A 22,009-nucleotide genomic window follows, 5' to 3' on the forward strand; every position below is an offset into this window, starting at 1 on the left:
GAGGAGCGGCATGGATTTCGGTCTCAGCGAAGAACAGGAAATGATCGCCGACACGGTTCGCGCCTTTGTCGAAACCGAAATCTACCCGCATGAAAACGAGGTGGAGCGCAGCGGCATCGTCCCGCCGGAACTCGGGCGCGAGATCCAGCGCAAATGCATCGAACTCGGCTTCTACGCCTGCAATTTCCCCGAAGAGGTCGGTGGCGCCGGCCTCGATCACGTCACCTTCACGCTGGTCGAGCGGGAGCTCGGGCGTGGCTCCCTCGGGCTGACGGTTTTCTTCGGCCGACCGTCCGGCATCCTGATGGCCTGCGAGGGCGAACAGCGCGAGCGTTACCTGCTGCCGGCGGTGCGCGGCGAGAAGATCGATGCGCTTGCCATCACCGAGCCGGATGCCGGTTCCGACATGCGCGGCATGAAATGCGCCGCCCGCCGCGATGGCGGCGATTTCGTATTGAACGGCACGAAGCATTTCATCTCGCATGCCGACGTCGCCGATTTCGTCATCGTCTTTGCCGCGACCGGCGAGGAGGAAACGCCGAAAGGCATCAAGAAGAAGATCACCGCCTTTCTGGTGGATCGCGGTACGCCGGGCTTTCAAATCCTCAAAGGCTACGATTCCGTTTCGCATCGCGGCTATCACAACTCGACGCTCAGCTTCGAAGATTGCCGCATTCCTGAAGCCCAGGTGCTGGGCGAGGTGCATCGCGGCTTCGATATCGCCAATCAGTGGCTTTACGGCACCCGGCTGACGGTCGCCGCCACCTGCGTCGGTCGGGCGCGCCGCGTCTTCGAAATGGCCTTGCCCTATGCCGCCGAGCGCAAGCAGTTCGGCAAGCCGATCGGCGCCAATCAGGGCGTGTCGTTCAAGCTTGCCGATATGATCACCGAGATCGACGCGGCCGACTGGCTGACGCTTGCGGCCGCCTGGCGGCTCGACGCCGGCCTTGCCGCCGACCGGCAGATCGCTTCGGCCAAGCTCTATGCCTCCGAAATGCTTGCCCACGTGACGGATGAGGCGATCCAGATCTATGGCGGCATGGGCCTGATGGACGACCTGCCGCTTGCCCGTTTCTGGCGCGACGCACGCGTCGAGCGCATCTGGGACGGCACCTCCGAGATCCAGCGGCACATCATCAGCCGCGACCTGCTCCGGCCTTTGGGAGCATGAGCCGATGACATCTCGCCCGCTTGACCGCCTGCTCAGACCGCAAACGATCGCCGTCTTCGGCGGCCGCGAGGCGCGCAGGGTGATCGAGCAATGCGACCGCATGGGCTTTTCAGGCGCGATCTGGCCCGTCCATCCCAAACTCGACGAGGTGCTTGGGCGGCGGTGTTACCGCTCCGTATCCGATCTGCCTTCTGCCCCGGACGCCACTTTCGTCGGCGTCAACAGGACGCTCACCGTCGAGATCGTGCGCAGCCTTTCGCGGGCGGGCGCCGGTGGAGCGGTCTGTTATGCATCGGGCTTCAGCGAGGCGACGGCGGAACTTGCCGACGGCGCCGAACTGCAGCAAGCCCTTTTGGAGGCGGCGGGCGACATGCCGATTCTCGGGCCGAACTGCTACGGGCTGATCAACGGTCTCGACGGCGCCCTGTTATGGCCCGACCAGCACGGCATGAAGCGCATCGAATGCGGCGTCGCGATCCTCACACAGTCATCCAATATCGCCCTCAACCTCACCATGCAGGCCCGCGGCCTGCCGATCGCCTATATGGTGACGGCAGGCAACCAGGCGCAGACATCGCTTGCCGATATCGCCTGCGCACTGATGGAGGATCGGCGCGTCACGGCGGTCGGCCTTCATGTGGAAGGTTTCGGCGACCTCTCGGCCCTCGAGTGCCTTGCCGCCATCGCCCGCCGGTCGAAGAAGCCGGTCGTCTTGCTGAAGGTGGGCAGGTCCGAGCAGGCTAAAAAGGCGGCCGTGTCGCACACCGCCTCGCTTGCCGGCAGCGATGGCGTGGCGGATGCCGTGCTCGCCCGCCTCGGCATCGGCCGGGTCCAGAGCCTGCCGGCGCTCATCGAAACCCTGAAGCTGCTGCATGTCGCAGGCCCTCTGCCAAGCCATTCGATCTCATCCATGAGCTGCTCCGGTGGCGAGGCTTCGCTGATGGCGGATGCCGCCGTCGGCCGCAGGATAGAATTCCCACCCCTGCAGCCGCAGCAATTGCCGCGTCTGCGACAGGTTCTCGGCGAGATGGTGGCGCTTTCCAATCCGCTCGACTACCATACCTTCGTCTGGGGCGATTTCGAACGCCAGACCGAAGCCTTCAGCGCCATGTTCGACGGCGGCTATGCCCTCAATCTCGTCGTCCTTGATTTTCCGCGCGGGGACCGCTGCGATGCGGCCGAATGGGCGACGACGGCGGACGCGGTTATCGCCGCGGCCTCTGCCACCGGTGCGCTGGCCGGCCTTCTGGCGACCCTTCCCGAGAACATGCCCGAGTCGATCGCCGATCGGCTGATGGCGAATGGTATCGTCGCCTTCTCTGGCATCGACGAAGCTATCATAGCGGCGGAAGTCGCCGCCGGTATTGGCAAGGTCTGGGATCGCCCGCCTCCCCTGCCGCTGCTCGACGTGCCGCCCATGGACGGCGAAATCGAGACGCTGACGGAAGCCGATGCGAAGACGGAACTTGCTGCCTGCGGCCTTCCTGTTCCCCGGGGGCTGCAGGCTTTTTCTCCCCGTGAAGCCGCCGAGCAGGCCGAGCGGCTCGGTTTTCCCGTCGTGCTGAAGGGTCTCGGCATTGCGCACAAGACCGAGGCCGGCGCCGTCGTACTCAACCTCAAAGATTCAGAGGCGGTGTCGAATGCGGCGGCGGCGATGCCGCCGAATGGCGGTTATCTCGTCGAGAAGATGATTGATCCGCCGGTCGCCGAGCTCATTGTCGGCGCCAGCCGCGACCCGGTCTTCGGATTGTCGCTGACATTGGGAGCGGGCGGAATCTTCGTCGAACTGCTCGAAGATTCCGTCATCCTGCCGCTTCCGGTGACGAAAGCCGATATTTGTGCGGCGATTTCATGCCTTAAAATCGCAAAGTTGATCCATGGCTATCGCGGACGCCGGCGCGGCGATATTGAAGCCACTATAGACGCCGTCGCAGCTACGGCAGAATATGTCGTAAAGAATGCGGTGCGCCTGGAGGAACTGGACCTTAATCCCCTGATGGTTCTTCCCGAGGGGCGCGGTGTTGTTGCAGTCGATGCTCTCATACGGCGAAGGAGGTAGCATAGTTTGAGCGACCACATTCGTACACGACGTGACGGCGCAGTACTGGAAGTCGTCATCGACCGGCCGAAGGCGAACGCCATCGACCTGGCGACCAGCCGCGTCATGGGATTGATTTTCCGGGATTTTCGCGACGACCCTGAATTGCGCGTCGCCATCGTCACGGGTGCGGGCGAGAAATTTTTCTGCGCCGGATGGGATTTGAAGGCCGCCGCCGCTGGTGACGCGGTCGACGGTGACTATGGGGTGGGCGGTTTCGGCGGGCTGCAGGAGCTGCGTGACCTCAACAAGCCTGTCATTTGTGCAGTCAACGGCATCTGTTGCGGCGGCGGGCTGGAGATCGCGCTTTCGACCGATCTGATCATCGCCGCCGAGCATGCGACCTTCGCCCTGCCGGAAATCCGTTCAGGCACGGTCGCCGATGCCGCTTCGATCAAACTGCCGAAGCGCATCGCCTATCACATCGCCATGGACATGCTTTTGACGGGACGCTGGCTCGATGTTCACGAGGCGCATCGCTGGGGTTTCGTCAACGAGGTTCTACCGGCCGACCGGCTGATGGAAAGAGCCTGGGAGCTTGCCCGGTTGCTCGAAAGCGGGCCGCCGCTCGTCTATGCGGCGATCAAGGAAATCGTGCGCGAAGCGGAAGGTTCGACGTTCCAGACTGCCATGAACAAAATCACCAAGCGGCAGTTTGCGACAGTCGACCGGCTCTATTCGAGCGAAGACCAATTGGAAGGCGTGCGGGCGTTCGCCGAGAAGCGAAGCCCCATTTGGAAAGGACGATAAGAAGGCGGCAACAACCGCAATGTTTTCCCGCATGATGCGGGCACCGGAGGTGGAGAGGAAACCGCCTGCGATCCTGCCCGGAAGTTCTGTCAACGCACCAAAGAAGGAACTGGGGAATGAACGACTATACGAAATATCTCGCAAGCCGCGTCACCGCAGGCGGGCTCAGCCGCCGCGAATTCATCGGACGCGCCATGGCGGCCGGCATCACACTTGCCGTCGCCGACAAGCTCTTCACCGAAAGCGCCGAAGCCGCCGAACCGAAGCGCGGCGGCCACCTGAAGCTCGGCCTCGAAGGCGGTGCCGCCACCGATTCCAAGGACCCGGCGAAATTCCTGTCGCAGTTCATGTTCTGCGTCGGCCGCTGCTGGGGCGACATGCTGGTCGAATCCGACCCGCTGACGGGTGCCGCCGTGCCGGCGCTCGCCGAATCCTGGGAGCCCTCGAAGGACGCGGTGACCTGGACCTTCAAGATCCGCAAGGGCGTCAAGTTCCATAATGGCAAGGAACTGACGATCGACGACGTCGTCGCGACGCTGAATCGCCACACCGACAAAAAGTCGGAGTCCGGCGCGCTCGGTGTCCTCGGCTCGATCAAAGAGATCAAGGCGGACGGCGGCAATCTCGTGCTGACGCTCAGCGAAGGCAATGCCGACATGCCGCTGCTGCTGTCGGACTACCATCTGGTCATTCAGCCGAACGGCGGCGTCGACGATCCGCTTGCCTCGATCGGCACCGGCCCATACAAGCTGACGAGCTTCGAGCCCGGTGTGCGCGCCACCTTCGAAAAGAACAAGGACGACTGGCGCTCCGACCGGGGTTACGTCGATTCCATCGAAATCATCGGCATGAACGACGCCACCGCCCGTATCGCCGCGCTCTCGTCCGGACAGGTGCACTACATCAACCGTGTCGACCCGAAGACAGTCAACCTGTTGAAGCGCGCACCCAACGTCGAGATTCTCTCGACCGCCGGCCGCGGCCATTACGTCTTTATCATGCATTGCGACAAGGCGCCGTTCGACAATAACGACCTGCGCCTGGCGCTCAAATATGCCATGGACCGCGAAACCATGGTGCAGAAGATCCTCGGCGGTTACGGCAAGGTGGGCAACGATTTCCCGATCAACAGCACCTATGCGCTCTTCCCCGAGGGCATCGAGCAGCGCACCTACGACCCCGACAAGGCTGCCTTCCACTACAAGAAGTCAGGCCATAGCGGCTCGGTTCTCCTGCGCACCTCCGAAGTTGCCTTCCCGGGCGCCGTCGATGCGGCTGTCCTTTACCAGGAAAGCTGCAAGAAGGCCGGCATCGACATCGAGGTGAAGCGCGAACCGGGTGACGGCTACTGGACCAACGTCTGGAACGTCCAGCCTTTCTCGACCTCCTATTGGGGCGGGCGGCCGACACAGGATCAGATGTATTCCACCGCCTATCTCTCGACGGCGGACTGGAACGACACCAAGTTCAAGCGCCCCGACTTCGACAAGCTGCTGCTGCAGGCGCGCGCCGAGCTTGATGAAGCCAAGCGCAAGGACATGTATCGCGCCATGGCAATGATGGTGCGCGACGAAGGCGGCGTGATCCTGCCGATGTTCAACGACTTCGTGAACGCCTCCACCAAGCAGGTGAAGGGTTATGTCCACGACATCGGCAACGACATGTCGAACGGCTACGTCGCAACGCGCGTCTGGCTGGACGCCTAGCGGCAAAGGCACACGCCCTCTCGATCTTCAACGAAGCCGGGACCGTGGGAAAAAACCCGCGGTCCTCCCGACGTTTCAGCGCTAGGTCTTCACCATGACCAATCCTGCCCCAAGCAATATCCTGCCCGGCCTCCGGTTCCGGCAGCGTTTTCCGCTGCTGGCCCTCATCCTCGAGCGCTTCGTGCTCAGCATCGTCCTGCTTTTTGCCGTCTCCATCCTGATTTTCGGCGGTTTGGAGGCTCTGCCCGGCGATTTTGCCACCACCTATCTCGGTCAGTCGGCGACGCCGCAGGCCGTCGCCAATATCCGTCAGGATCTCGGCCTCGATCGCCCGGTGACGACGCGTTATGTCGAATGGCTCGGCAGTGCCGTTCAGGGCGACTTCGGCACCTCCTGGGCCAGCAAGAATTCGGTGAGCGAGCAGATCGGCAAGCGCTTGGGAAATTCGCTCTTCCTGGCGGGTTTCGCGGCGGTCATCTCGGTGCCGCTTGCCGTCGGCCTCGGCATGGTGTCGGTGCATTTCCGCAACCGGATGCCCGACAAGATCATCAACGTCATCTCGCTGGCGGCGATCTCGCTGCCGGAATTCTTCATCGGCTACCTGCTGATCCTCTTCTTCGCGGTGAAGTTCGGCATGGCGACCTTTCCGGCGACGGTCTATGACAGCATGGCTTTTTCTGAGCGATTGAAGGCGATCGCGCTTCCAACGGCGACCCTGGTGCTCGTCGTGCTGGCTCACATGATGCGCATGACGCGGGCGGCGATCCTCTCGGTCATGTCGTCGGCCTATATGGAGACCGCCGAACTGAAGGGCCTCAGCGCCTCCCGCTCGATCGTTAAGCATGCCGCTCCCAATGCGCTGGCGCCGATCATCAATGTCGTCGCGTTGAACCTCGCCTATCTCGTAGTCGGCGTCGTCGTCGTCGAGGTCGTCTTCGTCTATCCCGGCATGGGGCAATATATGGTCGATGCGGTGACGGTGCGCGATATGCCCGTCGTGCAGGCCTGCGGCCTGATCTTCGCCGCGGTTTACATCTTCCTCAACATGACGGCCGATATCCTCGCGATCATCGCCAATCCCCGGCTGAGGCATCCACGATGAGATTGAGAGACATCCCCATCACCGCCTGGATCGGCATGATCGGCATCGCCATCGCCTTCATCTTCGCCCTCTTCGCACCCTGGATCGCACCCTATGGCGAGACCCAGGTCGTCGGCGACGTCTGGGCGCCTGCCGACGCGAATTACGTCTTCGGCCTCGACAATCTCGGCCGCGACATCCTCTCGCGCCTAATCTTCGGCGCGCGCACGACACTGCTGGTCGCGTCCGCCGCCACCATCATCTCCTTCTCGCTCGGCATCATCCTCAGCTTCACCGCCGCCGTTTCGCGTGGCCTCATCGACACCGTCCTCTCACGATTCAATGATCTGATGATGTCGATCCCGACGCTGATCTTCGCGCTCGTGGTGCTTGCGGTGCTGCCGCAGAATATGATCGTGCTGATCCTGGTCATGGCGGTCCTCGATTCCACCCGCGTCTATCGTCTCGGCCGCGCCGTGGCGCTCGATGTCGCGGTGATGGAATTCGTCGAGGCCGCCAAGCTGCGCGGCGAAGGCAAGCTCTGGATCATCTTCCGCGAGATCTTGCCGAATACGCTGTCGCCGCTTCTCGCCGAGTTCGGCCTGCGCTTCGCCTTCTCCATCCTGTTTCTTTCGACCCTGTCCTTCCTCGGCCTCGGCATTCAGCCGCCGGCGGCCGATTGGGGCGGCATGGTCAAGGACAACAAGGACGGTATCATCTTCGGCATATCGGCCGCGCTGGTGCCGGGTTCGGCGATCGCCGCCCTTGCCGTCTGCGTCAACCTTGTCGTCGACTGGCTCCTGAAACGCACATCCAGCCTCAAGGGAGGGCGCGGCGATGCCTGAGCTTCTTTCCGTCCGCAATCTGAAGATCGAAGCGACCAGCTATCCGCCCGGCGAACCGCCGAAGCGGGTGACGATCGTCGACGGGGTTTCCTTCGATCTCCAGAAGGGCAAGGTCCTCGGCCTGATCGGGGAATCGGGTGCCGGCAAATCGACGATCGGCCTCTCGGCGCTGGCCTACGGCCGCGGCGGCGCCGAAATCACCGGCGGCGAGGTGCGGCTCGTCGGCACCGACATTCTGGCGCTCGGCAAGAACGGCATCCGAAAAATTCGCGGCGCAAGGGTCTGCTACGTCGCGCAATCGGCCGCAGCCGCCTTCAATCCGGCGCACAGGCTCGGCGATCAGGTGATCGAGGCGTCGGTCAAACATGGGTTGATGAGCAAGGACGAGGCGCGCAAACGTGCGCTTTACCTGTTTCGTGTCCTCGGCCTGCCCAATCCGGAAAACTTCGGTGAACGTTTTCCCCATCAGGTCTCCGGCGGCCAGTTGCAGCGCGCGATGACGGCGATGGCGCTCTGCTCGAACCCCGAATTGATCGTCTTCGACGAGCCGACGACGGCGCTGGACGTCACCACGCAGATCGACGTGCTGGCGGCGATCAAACATGCGATCGAGGAAACGCACACTGCCGCCCTCTACATCACCCACGATTTGGCCGTCGTCGCTCAGATCTCCGACGACATCATGGTGCTGCGTCATGGGAAACAGGTGGAATATGGCAGCGTCAAGCAGATCATCGAGGCGCCGCGGGAAGACTATACGCGTGCCCTCGTCAATGTCAGGCAGGCCTACCGCGACGAAGCCGCCGATCAGTCGTCAGCCCTTCTCAGGATAGAGAAGGTCAGCGCCGAATATTCCAACGGCTTCAAGGTGCTGCACGACATCTCGCTGCACGTGCCGAAGGGACAGACGCTTGCGGTCGTCGGCGAATCCGGCTCGGGCAAATCGTCCCTGGCGCGCGCCATTACCGGCCTTCTGCCGCCGAAGAGCGGGCGCATCCTCTTTGACGGCAAGCCGCTGATGCCCGATCTCAAGAGCCGGCCGAACGACGACCTCAGGCGCGTCCAGCTGATCTACCAGATGGCCGATACGGCGATGAACCCGCGCCAGACGGTGCGCGACATCATCGGCCGGCCTCTGACCTTCTATTATGGCCTGAGAGGCGCTGAGAAGACCGCCCGGGTGAAGGAATTGCTCGACCAGATCGAAATGGGCAACGGCTTCATCGATCGTTATCCGGCGGAGCTGTCCGGCGGCCAGAAGCAGCGCGTGGCGATCGCCAGAGCCCTAGCCGCCAAGCCCGAACTCATCCTCTGCGACGAGCCGACCTCGGCGCTCGATCCGCTGGTGGCCGAGGGTATCCTCAAGCTGCTGCTGCGCCTGCAGGAGGAAGAGCAGCTCTCTTATGTCTTCATCACCCACGATATCGCGATCGTCCGGGCGATCGCCGACAGCGTGGCGGTGATGCATCGTGGTAAGCTGGTACGGTTCGGCCCGAAATCTCAAGCGCTGTCGCCGCCTTTCGACGATTACACCGACCTGCTGTTGAAGTCGGTGCCGGAAATGGAAATCGGCTGGCTGGAACGAGTGCTTGCCACACGGCGCATGGAAAGCGCCGGCCACTGAATGTTAATGAAGGAGTGAGCATGGCCTCGCGCGGCTTCACCACCATCGAGAATGAGTGGATTGCCCTCAAGGATGGAACGCGGCTCGCCGCGCGCATCTGGATGCCAGACGGCGCGGCAGACGATCCCGTTCCCGCCGTCTTCGAATTCCTGCCCTATCGCAAGCGGGACGGAACCAGCCCCCGCGACGAGTCGACCTATCCGGTCTTCGCAGCCGCAGGCATTGCCGGCGTACGCGTCGACATCCGCGGATCGGGGGAATCGGATGGTGTCATCGATGGCGAATATACCGAGCGCGAGCTTGCCGATGCCTGCGAGCTGATCGCCTGGATTGCCGGGCAGCCTTGGTCGAACGGCGCGGTCGGGATGATGGGTATTTCATGGGGCGGCTTCAACAGCCTGCAGGTCGCGGCACTGCGTCCGCCGGCGCTCAAAGCCGTCATCTCGATCGCCTCGACCGTCGACCGCTACAATGACGACATTCACTACAAGAACGGTTGCCATCTCTCCGCCCAGCTTTCCTGGGCGGCGACCATGCTCGGCTATCAGTCGCGCCCGCCGGATCCTGCCCTTGTCGGCGAGCGGTGGAAGGAGATGTGGCTGGAACGCCTGGCCGGCGAGCCCTTCTTCATGGAGGAATGGCTGAGCCATCAACGGCGCGACGGTTTCTGGCGTCACGGCTCGATCTCGGAGGATTTTTCGAAGGTGGAGGTCCCTGCGCTGGTGATTGCCGGCTGGGCGGACGGTTACCGCAATACGCCTCTGATGGCGGTCGAAGGCCTCGGTGAAAAAGCAAAGGCACTGATCGGTCCCTGGGTCCACAAATATCCGCATTTCGCCTGGCCGAAGCCGCGCGTCGATTTTCATGGCGAAGCGATCGCCTGGTGGAACAAATGGTTGCGCGGCGAGGACAATGGCATCGACGGGCTGGCGCAGACCCGCGCCTATATTCTCGATGCGATCCGTCCTGCCGCACGCCGCGACAGCGATCCCGGCTTCTGGATCGCAAGGGATGTCTGGTCGCCACCGCACATGCAGTGTTTCTATGTCGAGCAATTCGGCCGGCTGACGGAGGGCATGCCGATCCCGCATGCGCCCGCGCATCCCGTCCATCTCCATTCTCCGCTCGACACCGGCACGGCATCAGGGGAATATTTCACGCTGAAGCCAGACGCCGAACTGGCGATCGATCAGCGCTCGGACGATGCCGGTTCGCTGGTCTTCGATACGATGCCGCTTGCCAACGATTGCGACTATCTCGGCCGGCCCGTGCTGACGCTTGCGCTGCGCGCTCATGCAACGGGCGGCAATCTCTGCGCCCGCCTGATCGACGTCCATCCCGACGGCACGGCGACGCGTGTCGCCTTCGGCGTTCTCAATCTCACCCATCGCGACGGCAATGCGGATCCGAAACCGCTGGTGCCGGGCGAGACGGCGTCGATCCGGCTGGTGCTCGATGCCTGCGGTTACCGCTTCCGCAAGGGCCATCGCATCCGCCTTTCACTCTCCACCGCTTATTGGCCGATGATCCTGCCGCCGCCTGAAGACGAAGGGGTCGAGATCGATATCGCCTCGCTCGGCCTGGGTTTGCCGGTGATCGGCGACCATCGCCGGATCGACATCGAGGAACCGGCCAATCCCGATCCCTTGCCGAAATATATCGAGCACGCGGCCGCGGCGACGAAGCGGCAGGTCGTTCGCGACCTCTCGGCCAACCGGACGCGGTATCATATCCACGAGGATACCGGGCTCACCGAACATCCTGAGACCGGCCTGTCGACCCGGCAATTGCGGGAGGAGGTCTGGTCGATTGCACCGGATGATCCGCTGTCGATGACCGGCATGTCCACCTGGACCTGCGACATGCGCCGGCCTGGCTGGTTTGCCCGCACGGTCGCGACGGCGCGAATTGCCTGCACCGGGACCGAGTGGATCATCAGCGCCGTCGTCACGGCTTTTGAAGATGACGTGCAGATCTTCGAGAAGGTCTTTGCGGAGAAGCGGATCGCGCGCGACCTGATGTGATCGTTAGAGGCTTTCCGGGTTAGATTGCAGCATTCTGTTGGCTCAAACGGAGTCGGATGGTCGACCGGCCGGCGCGTGTCGTAGCCCGGCTCTACGGCCAAGCCGGCCGGTCGATCAGCCGGCCCGTTTCAGCCAACCCGAAGGGCCGGGCATCTTTCCGCCAGGATCAAAGGCGATCGGCTCGGACGTACCAAGGGGTATGCCCGTCGCCAATCGCCTTTGCCCTGACGAAAACCTGCTCCGGCAGAATGCTGCAATCTAACCCGGAAAGGCTCTAAGCCGTTGCAAAATGTCTGACGGCCTCGCAAACGGCGCGGAAGCCTTCTTGCGCACCATCGCTGATGTGGCGGGCGCGCAGCCATGCATGCACCATCTGCGGCTCCTCCCGGAACCAGACTTCGACGCCTTCGGCGGTGAGCCGGGCGGCATATTGCCGTCCGTCGTCCCGCAGCGGATCGAAATGGGCGACCGTGATGAAGGCTGGCGGCAGTCCGGCAACCGAGGATGCCTTTAACGGCTCGGCGATCTCGTTTCCATCAGGCGCCTGCAGGATATCGCGGTAATAGGCGACATCGGCCGTCGTCAGGCCGGGCGCCGCAGCCATTTCAACATAGGAACCGGCATCGAGGTCGCCGCCGAGCGCGGGGTAGATGAGGACTTGGCCGACAATTCCGGTTAGTTCTTCATCGCGCGCCCGCAAGGCAAGGCCGGCTGCAAGGTTGCCGCCGGCGCTGTCGCCGATCAGCACGACCTTGTTGCTGGCGGCAAGCAGATGTTTGAGCACCGCGAAACCGTCATCCGTCTGTGCCGGCCAGCGATATTCTGGGGCCAGCCGGTAATCGACGGAAACCAGTTCCGCGCCGGCAAAATCGGCGATCTCGGCGCAGATGGCGTGATGGCTTTCCAGCGAACCGACGACGAAGCCGCCGCCGTGAAGATAGAGCAGGATGGTGCGCGTGCTGATTTTCCGTGGCCGATAACGCCGGATCGGGATACGCTGGAGCATGCCGTCCGCAAAGATCATATCCGGGGGAGCCGAGCGGTCGAAGCGGGCGCAAAGAGCGTCGTACCAATGCCGCTGCTGCTCGACCGATGCCTGGACGGCATCCGGCGGATAGAAACTATCGCAAATCTCGAGAAACTGCAGAATGCCCTTTTCTGTGGGGGCAGGCGATGGAGCGGACATGCAGGGTCCTTTCGATTTGGGACATACAGATCATGTCCCTGGCCGACTCTGACCCCATCATGCGCCTTTGCCTCGAGGGTAATCTGTCTGACCGCGACCCAAGGATGTCGCGATGCTTGCTTATTTCGCCTTGAGTTTCCAGGCTTTGCCGCTTTTCCTAAAAATCCGATAATTTTTTTATGGTCCACCCAAGGAAAGCCATTGGAGAAACGTCTCAATCCCGAAATAGCATCTTGGCTGATATCTTGGGGGTAGGTGCGCATTGGATGCGGAGCTCATAGAACGAGCGCAGGCGGGCGACCGGGAGGCCTTCGGGCAACTGGTCTCGCGCCATTATGATTTCGTCCACGCGACGGCGTGGCGATGGTCGGGCAGTGCCACCGACGCCGACGATATTGCACAGGAGGTCTGCGTCAAGCTCGGTGCGGCCATCCGCGGCTTTCGCGGCGCCAGCCGCTTCAGGACATGGCTCTATACGCTGACGCTCAATGCCGCCCGCGACCATAGGCGAAAGCTTGCGCGAGAAGAGTTGACATTCCGCGCTTATGCCGCCGAACCGCAACCGGCCGCGCCGGGCAGACATGATGACGAGCTGTCGAGCGAATTATGGACGGCCGTGCGTGCTTTGCCGGAACGGCAATGCGACGCCGTGCTGCTCGTCTATGGCGAAGGCCTCAGCCATTCGGCTGCCGCCGATGTTATGGGCTGCTCGGAGGCGACCGTGTCCTGGCAGGTGCACGAGGCGCGCAAGAGACTGAAGGCCATGCTCGGCAAGGAAGAGGTATGATGGACAAGGAACTCGAAAAGCTCTCCCGTCTCACAGCCCCGGCAGCCGATGCGGAAGCGCGCGCGCGCGCGCTTGCCGCGGCAATGCAGGCCTTCGACAGCGCGGAAAATAATGCGGCGGCAGCCCAAGGAAATGCGAAAGGCTGGCGTCCAAGCTCCATCATCAACTGGATATGGAGCCCTGCCATGAACAAGAAATTCCTCGCCGGTTCAGCTCTCGCGACGCTGCTCGTCATTCCCGCTGCCGGTTACCTCACGATCGAGCTGACCCGCAACGGATCGCCGATCGTCGACCAGACCGAGATCGCCAGCCACCTCGTGCAACACAACATGCCGAAACCGGCCGAACCCGTCACGGCCGCGCCTCAGCTTTCCGAAGCCCCGACCGAAGAAAGCCGGCCGGCTCAACCGTCTGCCGTCAGCGGCGCCCAAGCCTTGCAGGACAAGGAGCTACAGACTGCAAAACCCGCGGCGGAGCGGCCCTCTGAATTCGATGCCGGCGAAATTGTGGCTCTCAAGAACAAGTCGGAGGATTCCGCCGCGGCACTCGAGATGGCCAAACGTGTTGCACCGGCCGCTCCTGGCATGGCCGCTCAGGGACAGTTGTTGGTCGAGCCGATGGGCGCCGTTGCCCCCTCGCCTGTTCCGCCAGCAGATGGGCGTGTGCAGATCCAGCTCGACCCCAGCCGCGAACGGTTTGCCAATGCCGCGGCAAATCCGATTAAGAGCGTGGCGACCGATCCGGTCTCGACCTTCTCCGCCGATGTCGACAGCGCCTCTTATTCCTTCGTCCGCCGGTCGTTGACGGGCGGGGCGATGCCCGATCCGCAATCGGTTCGCGTCGAGGAAATGATCAATTATTTCCCCTATGACTGGCCGCTTCCCAACAATGCCGATCAGCCTTTCAAGGCGACCGTGACGGTGATGCCGACGCCGTGGAATCACGACACGCAACTGATGCATGTGGCGATCAAGGGGTATGACATCGCGCCGGCGACCGCGCCGCATGCCAATCTGGTTTTCCTGATCGATGTCTCAGGCTCGATGGATGAACCGGACAAGCTGCCGCTCCTCAAGAGCGCTTTCCGGCTGCTGGTCAACAGGCTGAAGGCCGACGACACCGTCTCGATCGTCACCTATGCCGGCAATGCCGGGACGGTGCTGGAACCGACGCGGGTGGCGGAGAAATCGAAGATCCTCTCGGCGATCGACAGGCTGGAGGCTGGAGGCTCGACCGGCGGCGCCGAAGGCATTGAGGCGGCCTACGATCTCGCCAAACAGGCTTTCGTCAAGGACGGCGTCAATCGGGTGATGCTGGCGACGGACGGTGATTTCAATGTCGGCCCGTCGAGCGACGAGGATCTGAAGCGCATCATCGAAGAAAAGCGCAAAGACGGCATCTTCCTCACCGTTCTCGGCTTCGGACGCGGTAATCTCAATGATTCCCTGATGCAGACGCTGGCGCAGAACGGCAATGGCAGCGCCGCCTATATCGACACCTTGGCGGAGGCGCAGAAGACGCTGGTCGAGGAAGCCAGGTCGACGCTGTTTCCGATCGCCAAGGACGTCAAGTTCCAGGTGGAGTTCAACCCGGAACGGATCGCCGAATACCGGCTGATCGGCTACGAGACCCGCGCCCTCAACCGCGAGGATTTCAACAATGACCGTGTCGATGCCGGCGATATCGGCTCCGGCCACAGCGTCACGGCGATCTACGAGATTACGCCCAAGGGAAGCCCTGCGGTCATGAATGACGACCTGCGGTATGGCGCAGCCGGTAAGGTGCCGGCCGACAAGGCGCCGGCCGAGGCATCGGGCAGCGGGCATCAGGGCGAGCTTGCCTTCGTCAAGATGCGCTTCAAGCGGCCCGGCGAGGACAAGAGCGCGCTGATCACCACACCTGTCGGCGCCGGCAACGCGGTCGCCACCATCGACGCCGCGCCGCAGGATGTCCGTTTCTCGGTAGCCGTCGCCGCCTTCGGCCAAAAGCTGAGCCGCATCGCCGCCGTCGATGCCTATTCCTATCAGGCGATTGCCGACCTCGCTGTGGCATCGCGGGGGACGGATCCCTTCGGCTACAGATCGGATTTCCTCGGCCTCGTCAGGCTGGCTGACAGCCTCAGCCAACGATGAGAGAAAAGCACCGCAAAGTAGAGGCCGCCTTGAAGGGCGGCCTCGCCTGTATGAGAGCTACCCGTGCCTCGACCCGTTGGCAGTGAGATAGACCGCGTAGAGAGAGGTTGTTGCGGTGATGAAGAGGCGGTTCAGTTTCTCGCCGCCGAAGGCGACGTTTGAGACGATCTCGGGAATATGGATCTTGCCGAGCAGGGTGCCATCCGGATCGTAAGCGTGCACGCCATCGGCGGCGCTCGTCCAGATCTTGCCCTTCCGGTCGACGCGAAAGCCGTCGAAAACGCCTGAAGTGCATTGGGCGAAAATGCCGAGATCGGTCAGCTTTCCATTCTCTGATACGGCGAGTTTTCGAATGTGACGCGGACCGCCCGCCAAGTGCGTTCCTCCGGTATCGGCGATGTAGAGCACTGTCTCATCCGGGGAGAAGGCCAGCCCGTTCGGCTTGACAAAATCGGACGCCACCCGCTCGGTCGCGCCTGTCGCCGGATCATGCCGGTAGACGTGGCATCCGCCGATTTCCTCTTCGCCGTAGTCACCCTCGTAATCGTGGAGGATGCCGTAGCTCGGGTCGGTGAACCAGACTGTGCCGTCGGATTTGACGGTGACGTCGTTGGGAGAATTGAGCCGGTTGCCGGCAATGCGATCGGCCAGGATGGTAATCCCGCCGTCGAAATCCGTCCGCGTGACCCGGCGCGTCAGATGCTCGCAGGTAACGAGCCGTCCTTGATTGTCGACGGTGTTGCCATTCGAATTGTTGCTGGGCGAGCGGAATACCGAGGTCTGCCCGCTGGTATCGTCGTAGCGCATCATGCGGTTATTGGGGATATCCGAAAAAACCAGATAACGCCCGGCGGCGAACCAGGCCGGTCCCTCCAGCCAGCGGCCGCCCGTCCAAAGCCGCTCGACGCGGACATGGCCGACGAAGCAGTTTTCAAAGCGCGGGTCGAGAACCTCAAAGCCCGTACCCTCGATTTCTCCGAACATGACGCTCCCTCCCAAATTGTTATCGATATCATCCTGCCTTGTTTTGCAGCCTTCGTATAGAGACCCGACGGACTGTGGAAGGACTCATTCCTGCAATAATATCGATTGTGCGATGATAGCGATAACTTTATCGTGTCCCGAGTTGCCCAACTCGGAAGCTGTTGTGAAAGCGGGACCCAGTGAAAAACGAGGATGAGCCAAAAGACAAGCGTCTCAAAGGAGGAGACGCCCAGAAGCTGACGATGGCTGAGGTCGCCAAATATGTCGGCGTATCGGCCATGACCGTTTCGCGCGCCTTTCGGCAGGATGCGAGTGTTTCCGAAGAGACGCGCAAGCGCATCATGGAAGCCGTCGATGCGCTCGGCTATGTGCTCGACCTTTCGGCCGGCAGTCTTTCCTCGCGGCGCAGCGGCTTCATCGCGGCGCTGGTGCCCTCCATCAACAATTCGAATTTCTCCGACACCGCCCGCGGCATTACCGATGCGCTGGAGAATACCGGTCTTCAGCTTCTTCTCGGCTACACCGACTATTCCGCCGAGAAGGAAGAAAAGCTGATCGAGGCGATGCTGCGCCGGCGCCCCGAAGGCGTCATCCTGACAGGCGGTTCGCACACCGACCGCGCCCGACGCATGCTTGATAAGGCCGGCATTCCGGTGGTGGAAACCTGGGAGCTTCCGGAGAAGCCGATCAACCATGTCGTCGGCTTTTCCAACAGCGAGGCGATGTCGCTGCTGGTGCGGACGCTGGCGAGCCAGGGCTATCGGAGGTTCGGCTATATCGGCGGAACGACGGCGCGCGATACGCGCGGCAGCCAGCGGCGAAGCGGTTTCCTGAAGACCGTCGAAGAACTGGGCCTGGGACCGGGCCGGGCGATTTCCTTCGGCGTGCCGCCGATCACCATGGAACAGGGCGGCCAGGCGATCATGAGCCTGCTGGAGCGCTGGCCGGACACGGAAGTGGTTCTTTGCGTTTCCGACCTTTCGGCCTTCGGCGCGATCATGGAATGCAAGCGCAGGGGAATGAGCGTGCCGGGTGATATCGCCATTGCCGGCTTCGGCGATTATGAGATCTCGTCGATCTGTCATCCCAGCATCACCACCATCAATGTCGACTGTTACGGCATCGGCCGTCAGGCCGCCGCCCGCCTGCTCGATGCCCTGCAGGGCATCGGCGAGGCGACCGGCGACGAGATTACATTGACGGGCTACAGGGTCGTTCTGCGCGAAAGCACTGATCGCAGCGCCTCATAGCTGGCGACAATATCAGAAGGCGATCTGCACCTTCATCGACTTGCTGCGGTCGCTGGCCAGTTCGAAGGCGGCGACAGCCTCTTCGATGGCAAAAACCCCTGTCAGCAGCGGCTTCAGATCGACACGGCGCGCATTGATCAATTCGACGGCGAGCCCGAACTCCTCGTGAAAGCGGAATGTGCCGCGCATCTCGATTTCCTTGGCAACGATCATGTTCTGCGGAATGGAGACATCGCCGCCAAGGCCGACCTGCACGAGCACGGCACGGGGCTTCAGCACCTCAAGGCCGGCGCGCACGGCCCGCTCATTGCCAGACGCCTCGAACATGACGTCGAAATATCCCTTGTCGGCGCCATAAGCGGCAAGATCGGCGGCATGCGTGGAAACATTGATCGTGCGATCGGCGCCGCTGGTGCGGGCGATGGCCAGAACGCTGTCGGTCACATCGGTCGCGACGATTTCACGGGCGCCGAGAACGCGGGCGGCAACGATCGCCAGCATGCCGATGGGGCCGCAGCCGGTGACCAGCACCCGCTTGCCGAGCAGCGAACCGGCGCGGCTTGCCGCATGCAGCGTCACGGCAAAGGGTTCGGCGAAGGCAGCCTCATGAATGGAAATGCCGTCGGCGACCTTGTGGCATTGCCAGCGCTCCGCCACCAGCCGCTGGCGGAAGCCGCCCTGAATGTGAGGCATGGGCATGGCGCTGCCGTAGAACCGCATGTTCAGGCAGTGGTTCTGCTGTCCCTTCAAGCAATATTGGCAATGGCTGCACGGCCGGCTCGGGGAAACCGCAACGCGGTCTCCAACGGCAAGGTCGGTCACGCGGGCACCCAGCGCCTTGACGGTGCCGGCGATCTCGTGGCCGAGGATCATCGGTTCGCGCAGACGAACGGTGCCGAAGCCGCCATGATTGTAATAATGCAGGTCGGAGCCGCAAATGCCGCCGGCTTCGATTGATATCTCCACCTGCCCAGCTCCGGCAACCTCCGGCTCGCGCTCTTCGACCCTGAGATCCTTGGCGGCGTGAATGACGATGGCTTTCATACCGGGATCCTCATACGACCGGAGTCGGAAGCGCTCGACCGGCAAAATACGCGGCGAGATTGTCTCTGACCAGTTTGCCCATGGCCTTGCGGGTTTCGATGGTGCCGGAGCCGTGGTGGGGTTGCAGCACGACGTTTGGCAGCGTCAGGAAGCGCGCATCGATTTTCGGCTCATTGAGGAAGACGTCAAGGCCGGCGGCCTGGATGGTGCGGTTCTGAAGCGCTGCGATCAGTGCCTCCTCGTCGACGGTCGTCCCGCGCGAAACGTTGATCAGCATGCCTTCCGGGCCGAGCGCTTCCAGCACCTCGGCGTTGATGATCTTCATGGTCGCGGCCCCTCCGGGAACGATGACGATCAGGAAGTCGGCCCAATTGGCAAGCGCGACCAGATTGGCTTCATAACCATAGGCGACATCCTGGTCCCTGTTGCGGGCGAAATAGGAGATGTCGCAGCCGAAAGCGGCAGCCCGCCAGGCGATCGCCTTGCCGATCCGCCCCATGCCAACGATCCCGACCTTCTTGCCCGAAACCCGGGTCACCAGCGGCATGGGTACGTTGCCCCACTGGCCGTTGCGGACGAAAACGTCAGCCTGCGGAATCTGGCGCGCGGTGGAAAGCAGCAGTCCGATGGCGATATCGGCGACGTCTTCGGTCAGCACGTCAGGAGTATTCGTCACGCGAATGCCGTTGGCGCGGGCATAGGACAGGTCAATGGCGTCGGTGCCGACGCCGTAACAGGAGACGATCTCCAGCTTCGGCAGTTGTTTCATCAGATCGGCGGAAGCGCCGAGTTCGCCGCGCGTCGCGATCGCGCGGATATTGCTGCCGACTTTCGAAATCAGTTCCTGCCGATCCGCGGCTTCCCACAGGCGGTGGACGCGGTAGGTCGCCTCCAGATCAACCATGTCCCACTCCGGATAGGCCCCGGCCATCAAGATTTCTACGTCAGGCATTCCGTCTCCATCCTGCATTTTGGCTGTTGATTATGTTATCGATAACATATAATTCGGAAAGGCGATGTCAAGTGAGTTTCACCTCAAGTGGCGGTATAAGCCGTCATTCGCAGCGACACCGGAGGAGTGATTTGCATGAAGAACCTGTTTGATCTGACCGGGCGGCTCGCCCTGATCACCGGCTCGAGCCAGGGGATCGGTTATGCGCTGGCCGAGGGCTTGGCGCAGCATGGCGCCGAGGTCGTCATCAACGGCCGCACGCCCGAAAGCGTCAAACGCGCAGTCGAAAGCCTCAAGGCTCAAGGTCTGTCTGCCCATGCGGCCATCTTCGACGTGACCAGCAAGGACGGCGCCAAACAGGGCATCGATGCGATTGAGGCCGATATCGGTCCGCTCGATATCCTGATCAACAATGCCGGCATGCAGTTCCGCACGCCGCTGGAAGATTTCCCGGCGGACAAATGGGAATTGCTGCTGACCACGAATGTTTCCAGCGTCTTTTACGTCGGCCAGGCGGCCGCCAAGGCGATGATCGCCCGCGGTCAGGGCAAGATCATCAACATCGCCTCGGTTCAGAGCGAACTCGCCCGTCCCGGCATTGCTCCCTACACGGCGACGAAGGGCGCGGTGCGCAATCTGACCCGCGGCATGTGCGCCGACTGGGCCAAGCACGGCCTGCAGATCAACGCGATCGCGCCGGGCTATTTCAAGACGCCCCTCAACCAGGCGCTGGTCGACAATCCCGAATTCTCATCCTGGCTCGAAAAGCGGACGCCGGCCGGACGCTGGGGCAATGTCGAGGAACTGGTGGGTGCTGCCGTCTTCCTGTCGGGCCGCGGTTCGTCCTTCATCAACGGCCATACGCTTTATGTCGACGGCGGCATCACGACCTGCCTCTAAGGGAGGTGAGATGATGAACCTCGAGAAAAAGGCACTGCCCCCGGCCGTTGTCGTCATGGGCGTCAGCGGCTGCGGCAAATCCTCGGTTGGAGAACGCATCGCTGCGCAAAACGGCATGCCGTTCCTGGAAGGCGACCAACTCCATCCGGCTGCCAATGTCGAGAAGATGGCAAAGGGCACCCCGCTCACCGACGATGACCGCCTGCCCTGGCTCGACCGGATCGGCGAGGAAATAACGGCGGCGCAAAAGGCGTCGCAGGGTTTGGTGATTTCCTGTTCGGCGCTGAAGAGAAGCTATCGGGACAGGCTGCGGCAGGCGGCAAATGGGCGTCTTGCCTTCGTTTTCCTGGAGGGATCGCGCGAGCTGCTGTTGTCGCGGATGCAGGCCCGTCAGGGCCATTTCATGCCGGCGTCGCTGCTCGACAGCCAGCTGCAGACGCTGGAGCCGCCGACCGGTGAGCCCGGTGTCGTGACGGTGGCGATCGATATGGCTTTGGATGATATGGTGGCGCTGGCTTGTGAGGGGCTGAGCGGCGTGGCCGTCAAGGGAGGAGATTATCATGCAGGATGACCACAGAGCAGATGTCGCCGTCATCGGCGCGGGTATCATGGGAGCGGCGATCGTCACGCGATTGATCGAAACCGGCCACAAAGTATCGGTTTTCGATCTCGATGCTGAAAAGGTCGCGGCGCTGGAAGCCAAGGGCGCCCACGCGGCCGCTTCGGTGGAGGATGCGGTCTCGCGGTCGGAATTCTGCGTGCTCAGCCTCAATCACGCAAACATCGTCCGCGCCGTCGTCTTCGGCGAGAAGGGTATTGCGGCGGCGGCAAACGCCGGCAAGCTGCTGATCGATATGTCCTCGATCGACCCGGCCGAGACCGCCGACATGGCGAAGCGGCTGCGTGGGGAAACGGGCATGGCATGGGTGGATTGCCCGCTTTCGGGCGGCGTGCCCGGCGCGCTCGGCGGAAAGCTGACGATCATGGCCGGTGGCAGCCCCGAGGATTTCGAGCGGGCGCGGGTGGTGATGCGGCATCTTGCCGCCAATTACACGCTGATGGGCGCCTCCGGCGCCGGGCAGACCACCAAGCTGATCAACCAGCTGTTCTGCGCCGTGCTGTTCCAGGCGGTCGCTGAAGCCGTCAAGCTGGCGGAAGCCGGCGGCGTCGATCCCGCCGCCATTCCGGCCGCCCTTGCCGGCGGCAGGGCGGATAGCCGGATATTGCAGGAATTCATGGCAAAATTCGCTGCCCGGGATTTCTCGCCGACAGGCAGGATCGACAATATGCTGAAGGATCTGGACTCGCTTCAGGCCTTTGCGCTGAAGACGAAAACGCCGCTACCGATGACGGGAGCGGTGGTGGAGATTCACCGTCTGCTTTGCGCTGCCGGTCTTGGGCCGAAGGACTCTGCAGAGATGATGCGTCTGCTCGACGGATTTGCCGCCGACTGACCTCATTTCAGGCATGGGAGA

At 62.5% G+C, this 22,009-nt stretch carries 18 protein-coding genes; 14 read left to right on the forward strand and 4 right to left on the reverse strand.

Annotated elements, in window-relative coordinates; genetic code table 11:
• The first annotated feature begins 10 nt into the window (after nucleotides 1-10).
• The 8 genes from J7U39_RS29005 to J7U39_RS29040 all read left to right on the forward strand — a co-directional run bounded on the left by J7U39_RS29005 (nucleotide 11) and on the right by J7U39_RS29040 (nucleotide 11,299).
• Nucleotides 11-1,171, forward strand: a complete 1,161-nt coding sequence (locus J7U39_RS29005) for an acyl-CoA dehydrogenase family protein (RefSeq protein ID WP_210633421.1) — start codon at nucleotides 11-13, stop codon at nucleotides 1,169-1,171.
• Nucleotides 1,172-1,175: 4 nt separating this feature from the next.
• Complete coding sequence (locus J7U39_RS29010; protein WP_210633422.1) at nucleotides 1,176-3,230, forward strand: acetate--CoA ligase family protein; 2,055 nt, start codon at nucleotides 1,176-1,178, stop codon at nucleotides 3,228-3,230.
• Nucleotides 3,231-3,236: 6 nt separating this feature from the next.
• Complete coding sequence (locus J7U39_RS29015) at nucleotides 3,237-4,019, forward strand: carnitinyl-CoA dehydratase (protein WP_210633423.1); 783 nt, start codon at nucleotides 3,237-3,239, stop codon at nucleotides 4,017-4,019.
• A 116-nt stretch (nucleotides 4,020-4,135) separates the two neighbouring features.
• Nucleotides 4,136-5,725: an ABC transporter substrate-binding protein gene (locus J7U39_RS29020; RefSeq protein ID WP_210633424.1), complete on the forward strand. Its 1,590-nt coding sequence runs from the start codon at nucleotides 4,136-4,138 to the stop codon at nucleotides 5,723-5,725.
• 94 nt (nucleotides 5,726-5,819) lie between these two features.
• Complete coding sequence (locus tag J7U39_RS29025; protein ID WP_210633425.1) at nucleotides 5,820-6,827, forward strand: ABC transporter permease; 1,008 nt, start codon at nucleotides 5,820-5,822, stop codon at nucleotides 6,825-6,827.
• Nucleotides 6,824-7,651: an ABC transporter permease gene (locus tag J7U39_RS29030; RefSeq protein WP_210633426.1), complete on the forward strand. Its 828-nt coding sequence runs from the start codon at nucleotides 6,824-6,826 to the stop codon at nucleotides 7,649-7,651. Before J7U39_RS29025 ends, J7U39_RS29030 begins: the two co-directional genes overlap by 4 nt.
• Nucleotides 7,644-9,275 carry an ABC transporter ATP-binding protein gene (locus tag J7U39_RS29035; RefSeq protein WP_210633427.1) on the forward strand — a complete coding sequence of 544 codons (1,632 nt, stop codon included), beginning with the start codon at nucleotides 7,644-7,646 and terminating at the stop codon, nucleotides 9,273-9,275. Before J7U39_RS29030 ends, J7U39_RS29035 begins: the two co-directional genes overlap by 8 nt.
• 20 nt (nucleotides 9,276-9,295) lie before the next feature.
• Nucleotides 9,296-11,299, forward strand: a complete 2,004-nt coding sequence (locus tag J7U39_RS29040; RefSeq protein WP_210633428.1) for a CocE/NonD family hydrolase — start codon at nucleotides 9,296-9,298, stop codon at nucleotides 11,297-11,299.
• Between the two features lie 274 nt (nucleotides 11,300-11,573).
• On the opposite strand, the gene J7U39_RS29045 is transcribed toward J7U39_RS29040, so the two are convergent.
• The gene (locus J7U39_RS29045; protein ID WP_210633429.1) at nucleotides 11,574-12,485 is read right to left on the reverse strand and encodes an alpha/beta hydrolase; all 912 of its coding nucleotides are present in this window, start codon (nucleotides 12,483-12,485) and stop codon (nucleotides 11,574-11,576) included.
• Between the two features lie 262 nt (nucleotides 12,486-12,747).
• Here J7U39_RS29045 and J7U39_RS29050 point away from each other — a divergent pair, with 262 nt between their 5' ends.
• Both J7U39_RS29050 and J7U39_RS29055 read left to right on the forward strand, forming a co-directional pair.
• Nucleotides 12,748-13,272: an RNA polymerase sigma factor gene (locus tag J7U39_RS29050; protein WP_210633430.1), complete on the forward strand. Its 525-nt coding sequence runs from the start codon at nucleotides 12,748-12,750 to the stop codon at nucleotides 13,270-13,272.
• The gene (locus J7U39_RS29055) at nucleotides 13,269-15,404 is read left to right on the forward strand and encodes a VWA domain-containing protein (RefSeq protein ID WP_210633431.1); all 2,136 of its coding nucleotides are present in this window, start codon (nucleotides 13,269-13,271) and stop codon (nucleotides 15,402-15,404) included. Before J7U39_RS29050 ends, J7U39_RS29055 begins: the two co-directional genes overlap by 4 nt.
• Before the next feature lie 57 nt (nucleotides 15,405-15,461).
• On the opposite strand, the gene J7U39_RS29060 is transcribed toward J7U39_RS29055, so the two are convergent.
• Nucleotides 15,462-16,388, reverse strand: coding sequence for an SMP-30/gluconolactonase/LRE family protein (locus J7U39_RS29060; protein WP_210633432.1), 927 nt, complete (start codon nucleotides 16,386-16,388; stop codon nucleotides 15,462-15,464).
• A 179-nt stretch (nucleotides 16,389-16,567) separates the two neighbouring features.
• Here J7U39_RS29060 and J7U39_RS29065 point away from each other — a divergent pair, with 179 nt between their 5' ends.
• On the forward strand, nucleotides 16,568-17,638 hold the full coding sequence (locus J7U39_RS29065) for a LacI family DNA-binding transcriptional regulator (RefSeq protein WP_210633433.1): 1,071 nt from the start codon (nucleotides 16,568-16,570) through the stop codon (nucleotides 17,636-17,638).
• Nucleotides 17,639-17,650: 12 nt separating this feature from the next.
• On the opposite strand, the gene J7U39_RS29070 is transcribed toward J7U39_RS29065, so the two are convergent.
• Together J7U39_RS29070 and J7U39_RS29075 are read right to left on the reverse strand one after the other, a co-directional pair.
• Complete coding sequence (locus J7U39_RS29070; protein WP_210633434.1) at nucleotides 17,651-18,682, reverse strand: L-idonate 5-dehydrogenase; 1,032 nt, start codon at nucleotides 18,680-18,682, stop codon at nucleotides 17,651-17,653.
• 10 nt (nucleotides 18,683-18,692) lie between these two features.
• On the reverse strand, nucleotides 18,693-19,634 hold the full coding sequence (locus J7U39_RS29075; RefSeq protein WP_210633435.1) for a 2-hydroxyacid dehydrogenase: 942 nt from the start codon (nucleotides 19,632-19,634) through the stop codon (nucleotides 18,693-18,695).
• A 135-nt stretch (nucleotides 19,635-19,769) separates the two neighbouring features.
• On the opposite strand from J7U39_RS29075, the gene J7U39_RS29080 reads away from it, so the two are divergent.
• The 3 genes from J7U39_RS29080 to J7U39_RS29090 are packed head-to-tail and all read left to right on the forward strand — an operon-like array spanning nucleotide 19,770 to nucleotide 21,988.
• Nucleotides 19,770-20,534 (forward strand): SDR family oxidoreductase, encoded by a 765-nt coding sequence (locus J7U39_RS29080; protein WP_210633436.1) that lies wholly within the window; start codon nucleotides 19,770-19,772, stop codon nucleotides 20,532-20,534.
• A gap of 13 nt (nucleotides 20,535-20,547) precedes the next feature.
• Nucleotides 20,548-21,105, forward strand: coding sequence for a gluconokinase (locus tag J7U39_RS29085; RefSeq protein WP_210633437.1), 558 nt, complete (start codon nucleotides 20,548-20,550; stop codon nucleotides 21,103-21,105).
• Complete coding sequence (locus tag J7U39_RS29090; RefSeq protein WP_210633438.1) at nucleotides 21,095-21,988, forward strand: NAD(P)-dependent oxidoreductase; 894 nt, start codon at nucleotides 21,095-21,097, stop codon at nucleotides 21,986-21,988. Before J7U39_RS29085 ends, J7U39_RS29090 begins: the two co-directional genes overlap by 11 nt.
• The last annotated feature ends 21 nt before the right edge of the window (nucleotides 21,989-22,009 follow it).

It is taken from the genome of Rhizobium sp. NLR16a, assembly GCF_017948245.1.
Taxonomy (GTDB): Bacteria; Pseudomonadota; Alphaproteobacteria; order Rhizobiales; family Rhizobiaceae; genus Rhizobium.

What these genes read in the sequence shown, in the direction of transcription:
- J7U39_RS29005 (WP_210633421.1), top strand. Translation starts at nt 11, where the DNA reads ATGGATTTCGGTCTCAGCGAAGAACAGGAAATGATCGCCGACACGGTT.
- J7U39_RS29010 (WP_210633422.1), top strand. Translation starts at nt 1,176, where the DNA reads ATGACATCTCGCCCGCTTGACCGCCTGCTCAGACCGCAAACGATCGCC.
- J7U39_RS29020 (WP_210633424.1), top strand. Translation starts at nt 4,136, where the DNA reads ATGAACGACTATACGAAATATCTCGCAAGCCGCGTCACCGCAGGCGGG.
- J7U39_RS29025 (WP_210633425.1), top strand. Translation starts at nt 5,820, where the DNA reads ATGACCAATCCTGCCCCAAGCAATATCCTGCCCGGCCTCCGGTTCCGG.
- J7U39_RS29030 (WP_210633426.1), top strand. Translation starts at nt 6,824, where the DNA reads ATGAGATTGAGAGACATCCCCATCACCGCCTGGATCGGCATGATCGGC.
- J7U39_RS29035 (WP_210633427.1), top strand. Translation starts at nt 7,644, where the DNA reads ATGCCTGAGCTTCTTTCCGTCCGCAATCTGAAGATCGAAGCGACCAGC.
- J7U39_RS29040 (WP_210633428.1), top strand. Translation starts at nt 9,296, where the DNA reads ATGGCCTCGCGCGGCTTCACCACCATCGAGAATGAGTGGATTGCCCTC.
- J7U39_RS29045 (WP_210633429.1), bottom strand. Translation starts at nt 12,485, where the DNA reads ATGTCCGCTCCATCGCCTGCCCCCACAGAAAAGGGCATTCTGCAGTTT.
- J7U39_RS29055 (WP_210633431.1), top strand. Translation starts at nt 13,269, where the DNA reads ATGATGGACAAGGAACTCGAAAAGCTCTCCCGTCTCACAGCCCCGGCA.
- J7U39_RS29060 (WP_210633432.1), bottom strand. Translation starts at nt 16,388, where the DNA reads ATGTTCGGAGAAATCGAGGGTACGGGCTTTGAGGTTCTCGACCCGCGC.
- J7U39_RS29070 (WP_210633434.1), bottom strand. Translation starts at nt 18,682, where the DNA reads ATGAAAGCCATCGTCATTCACGCCGCCAAGGATCTCAGGGTCGAAGAG.
- J7U39_RS29075 (WP_210633435.1), bottom strand. Translation starts at nt 19,634, where the DNA reads ATGCCTGACGTAGAAATCTTGATGGCCGGGGCCTATCCGGAGTGGGAC.
- J7U39_RS29080 (WP_210633436.1), top strand. Translation starts at nt 19,770, where the DNA reads ATGAAGAACCTGTTTGATCTGACCGGGCGGCTCGCCCTGATCACCGGC.
- J7U39_RS29085 (WP_210633437.1), top strand. Translation starts at nt 20,548, where the DNA reads ATGAACCTCGAGAAAAAGGCACTGCCCCCGGCCGTTGTCGTCATGGGC.
- J7U39_RS29090 (WP_210633438.1), top strand. Translation starts at nt 21,095, where the DNA reads ATGCAGGATGACCACAGAGCAGATGTCGCCGTCATCGGCGCGGGTATC.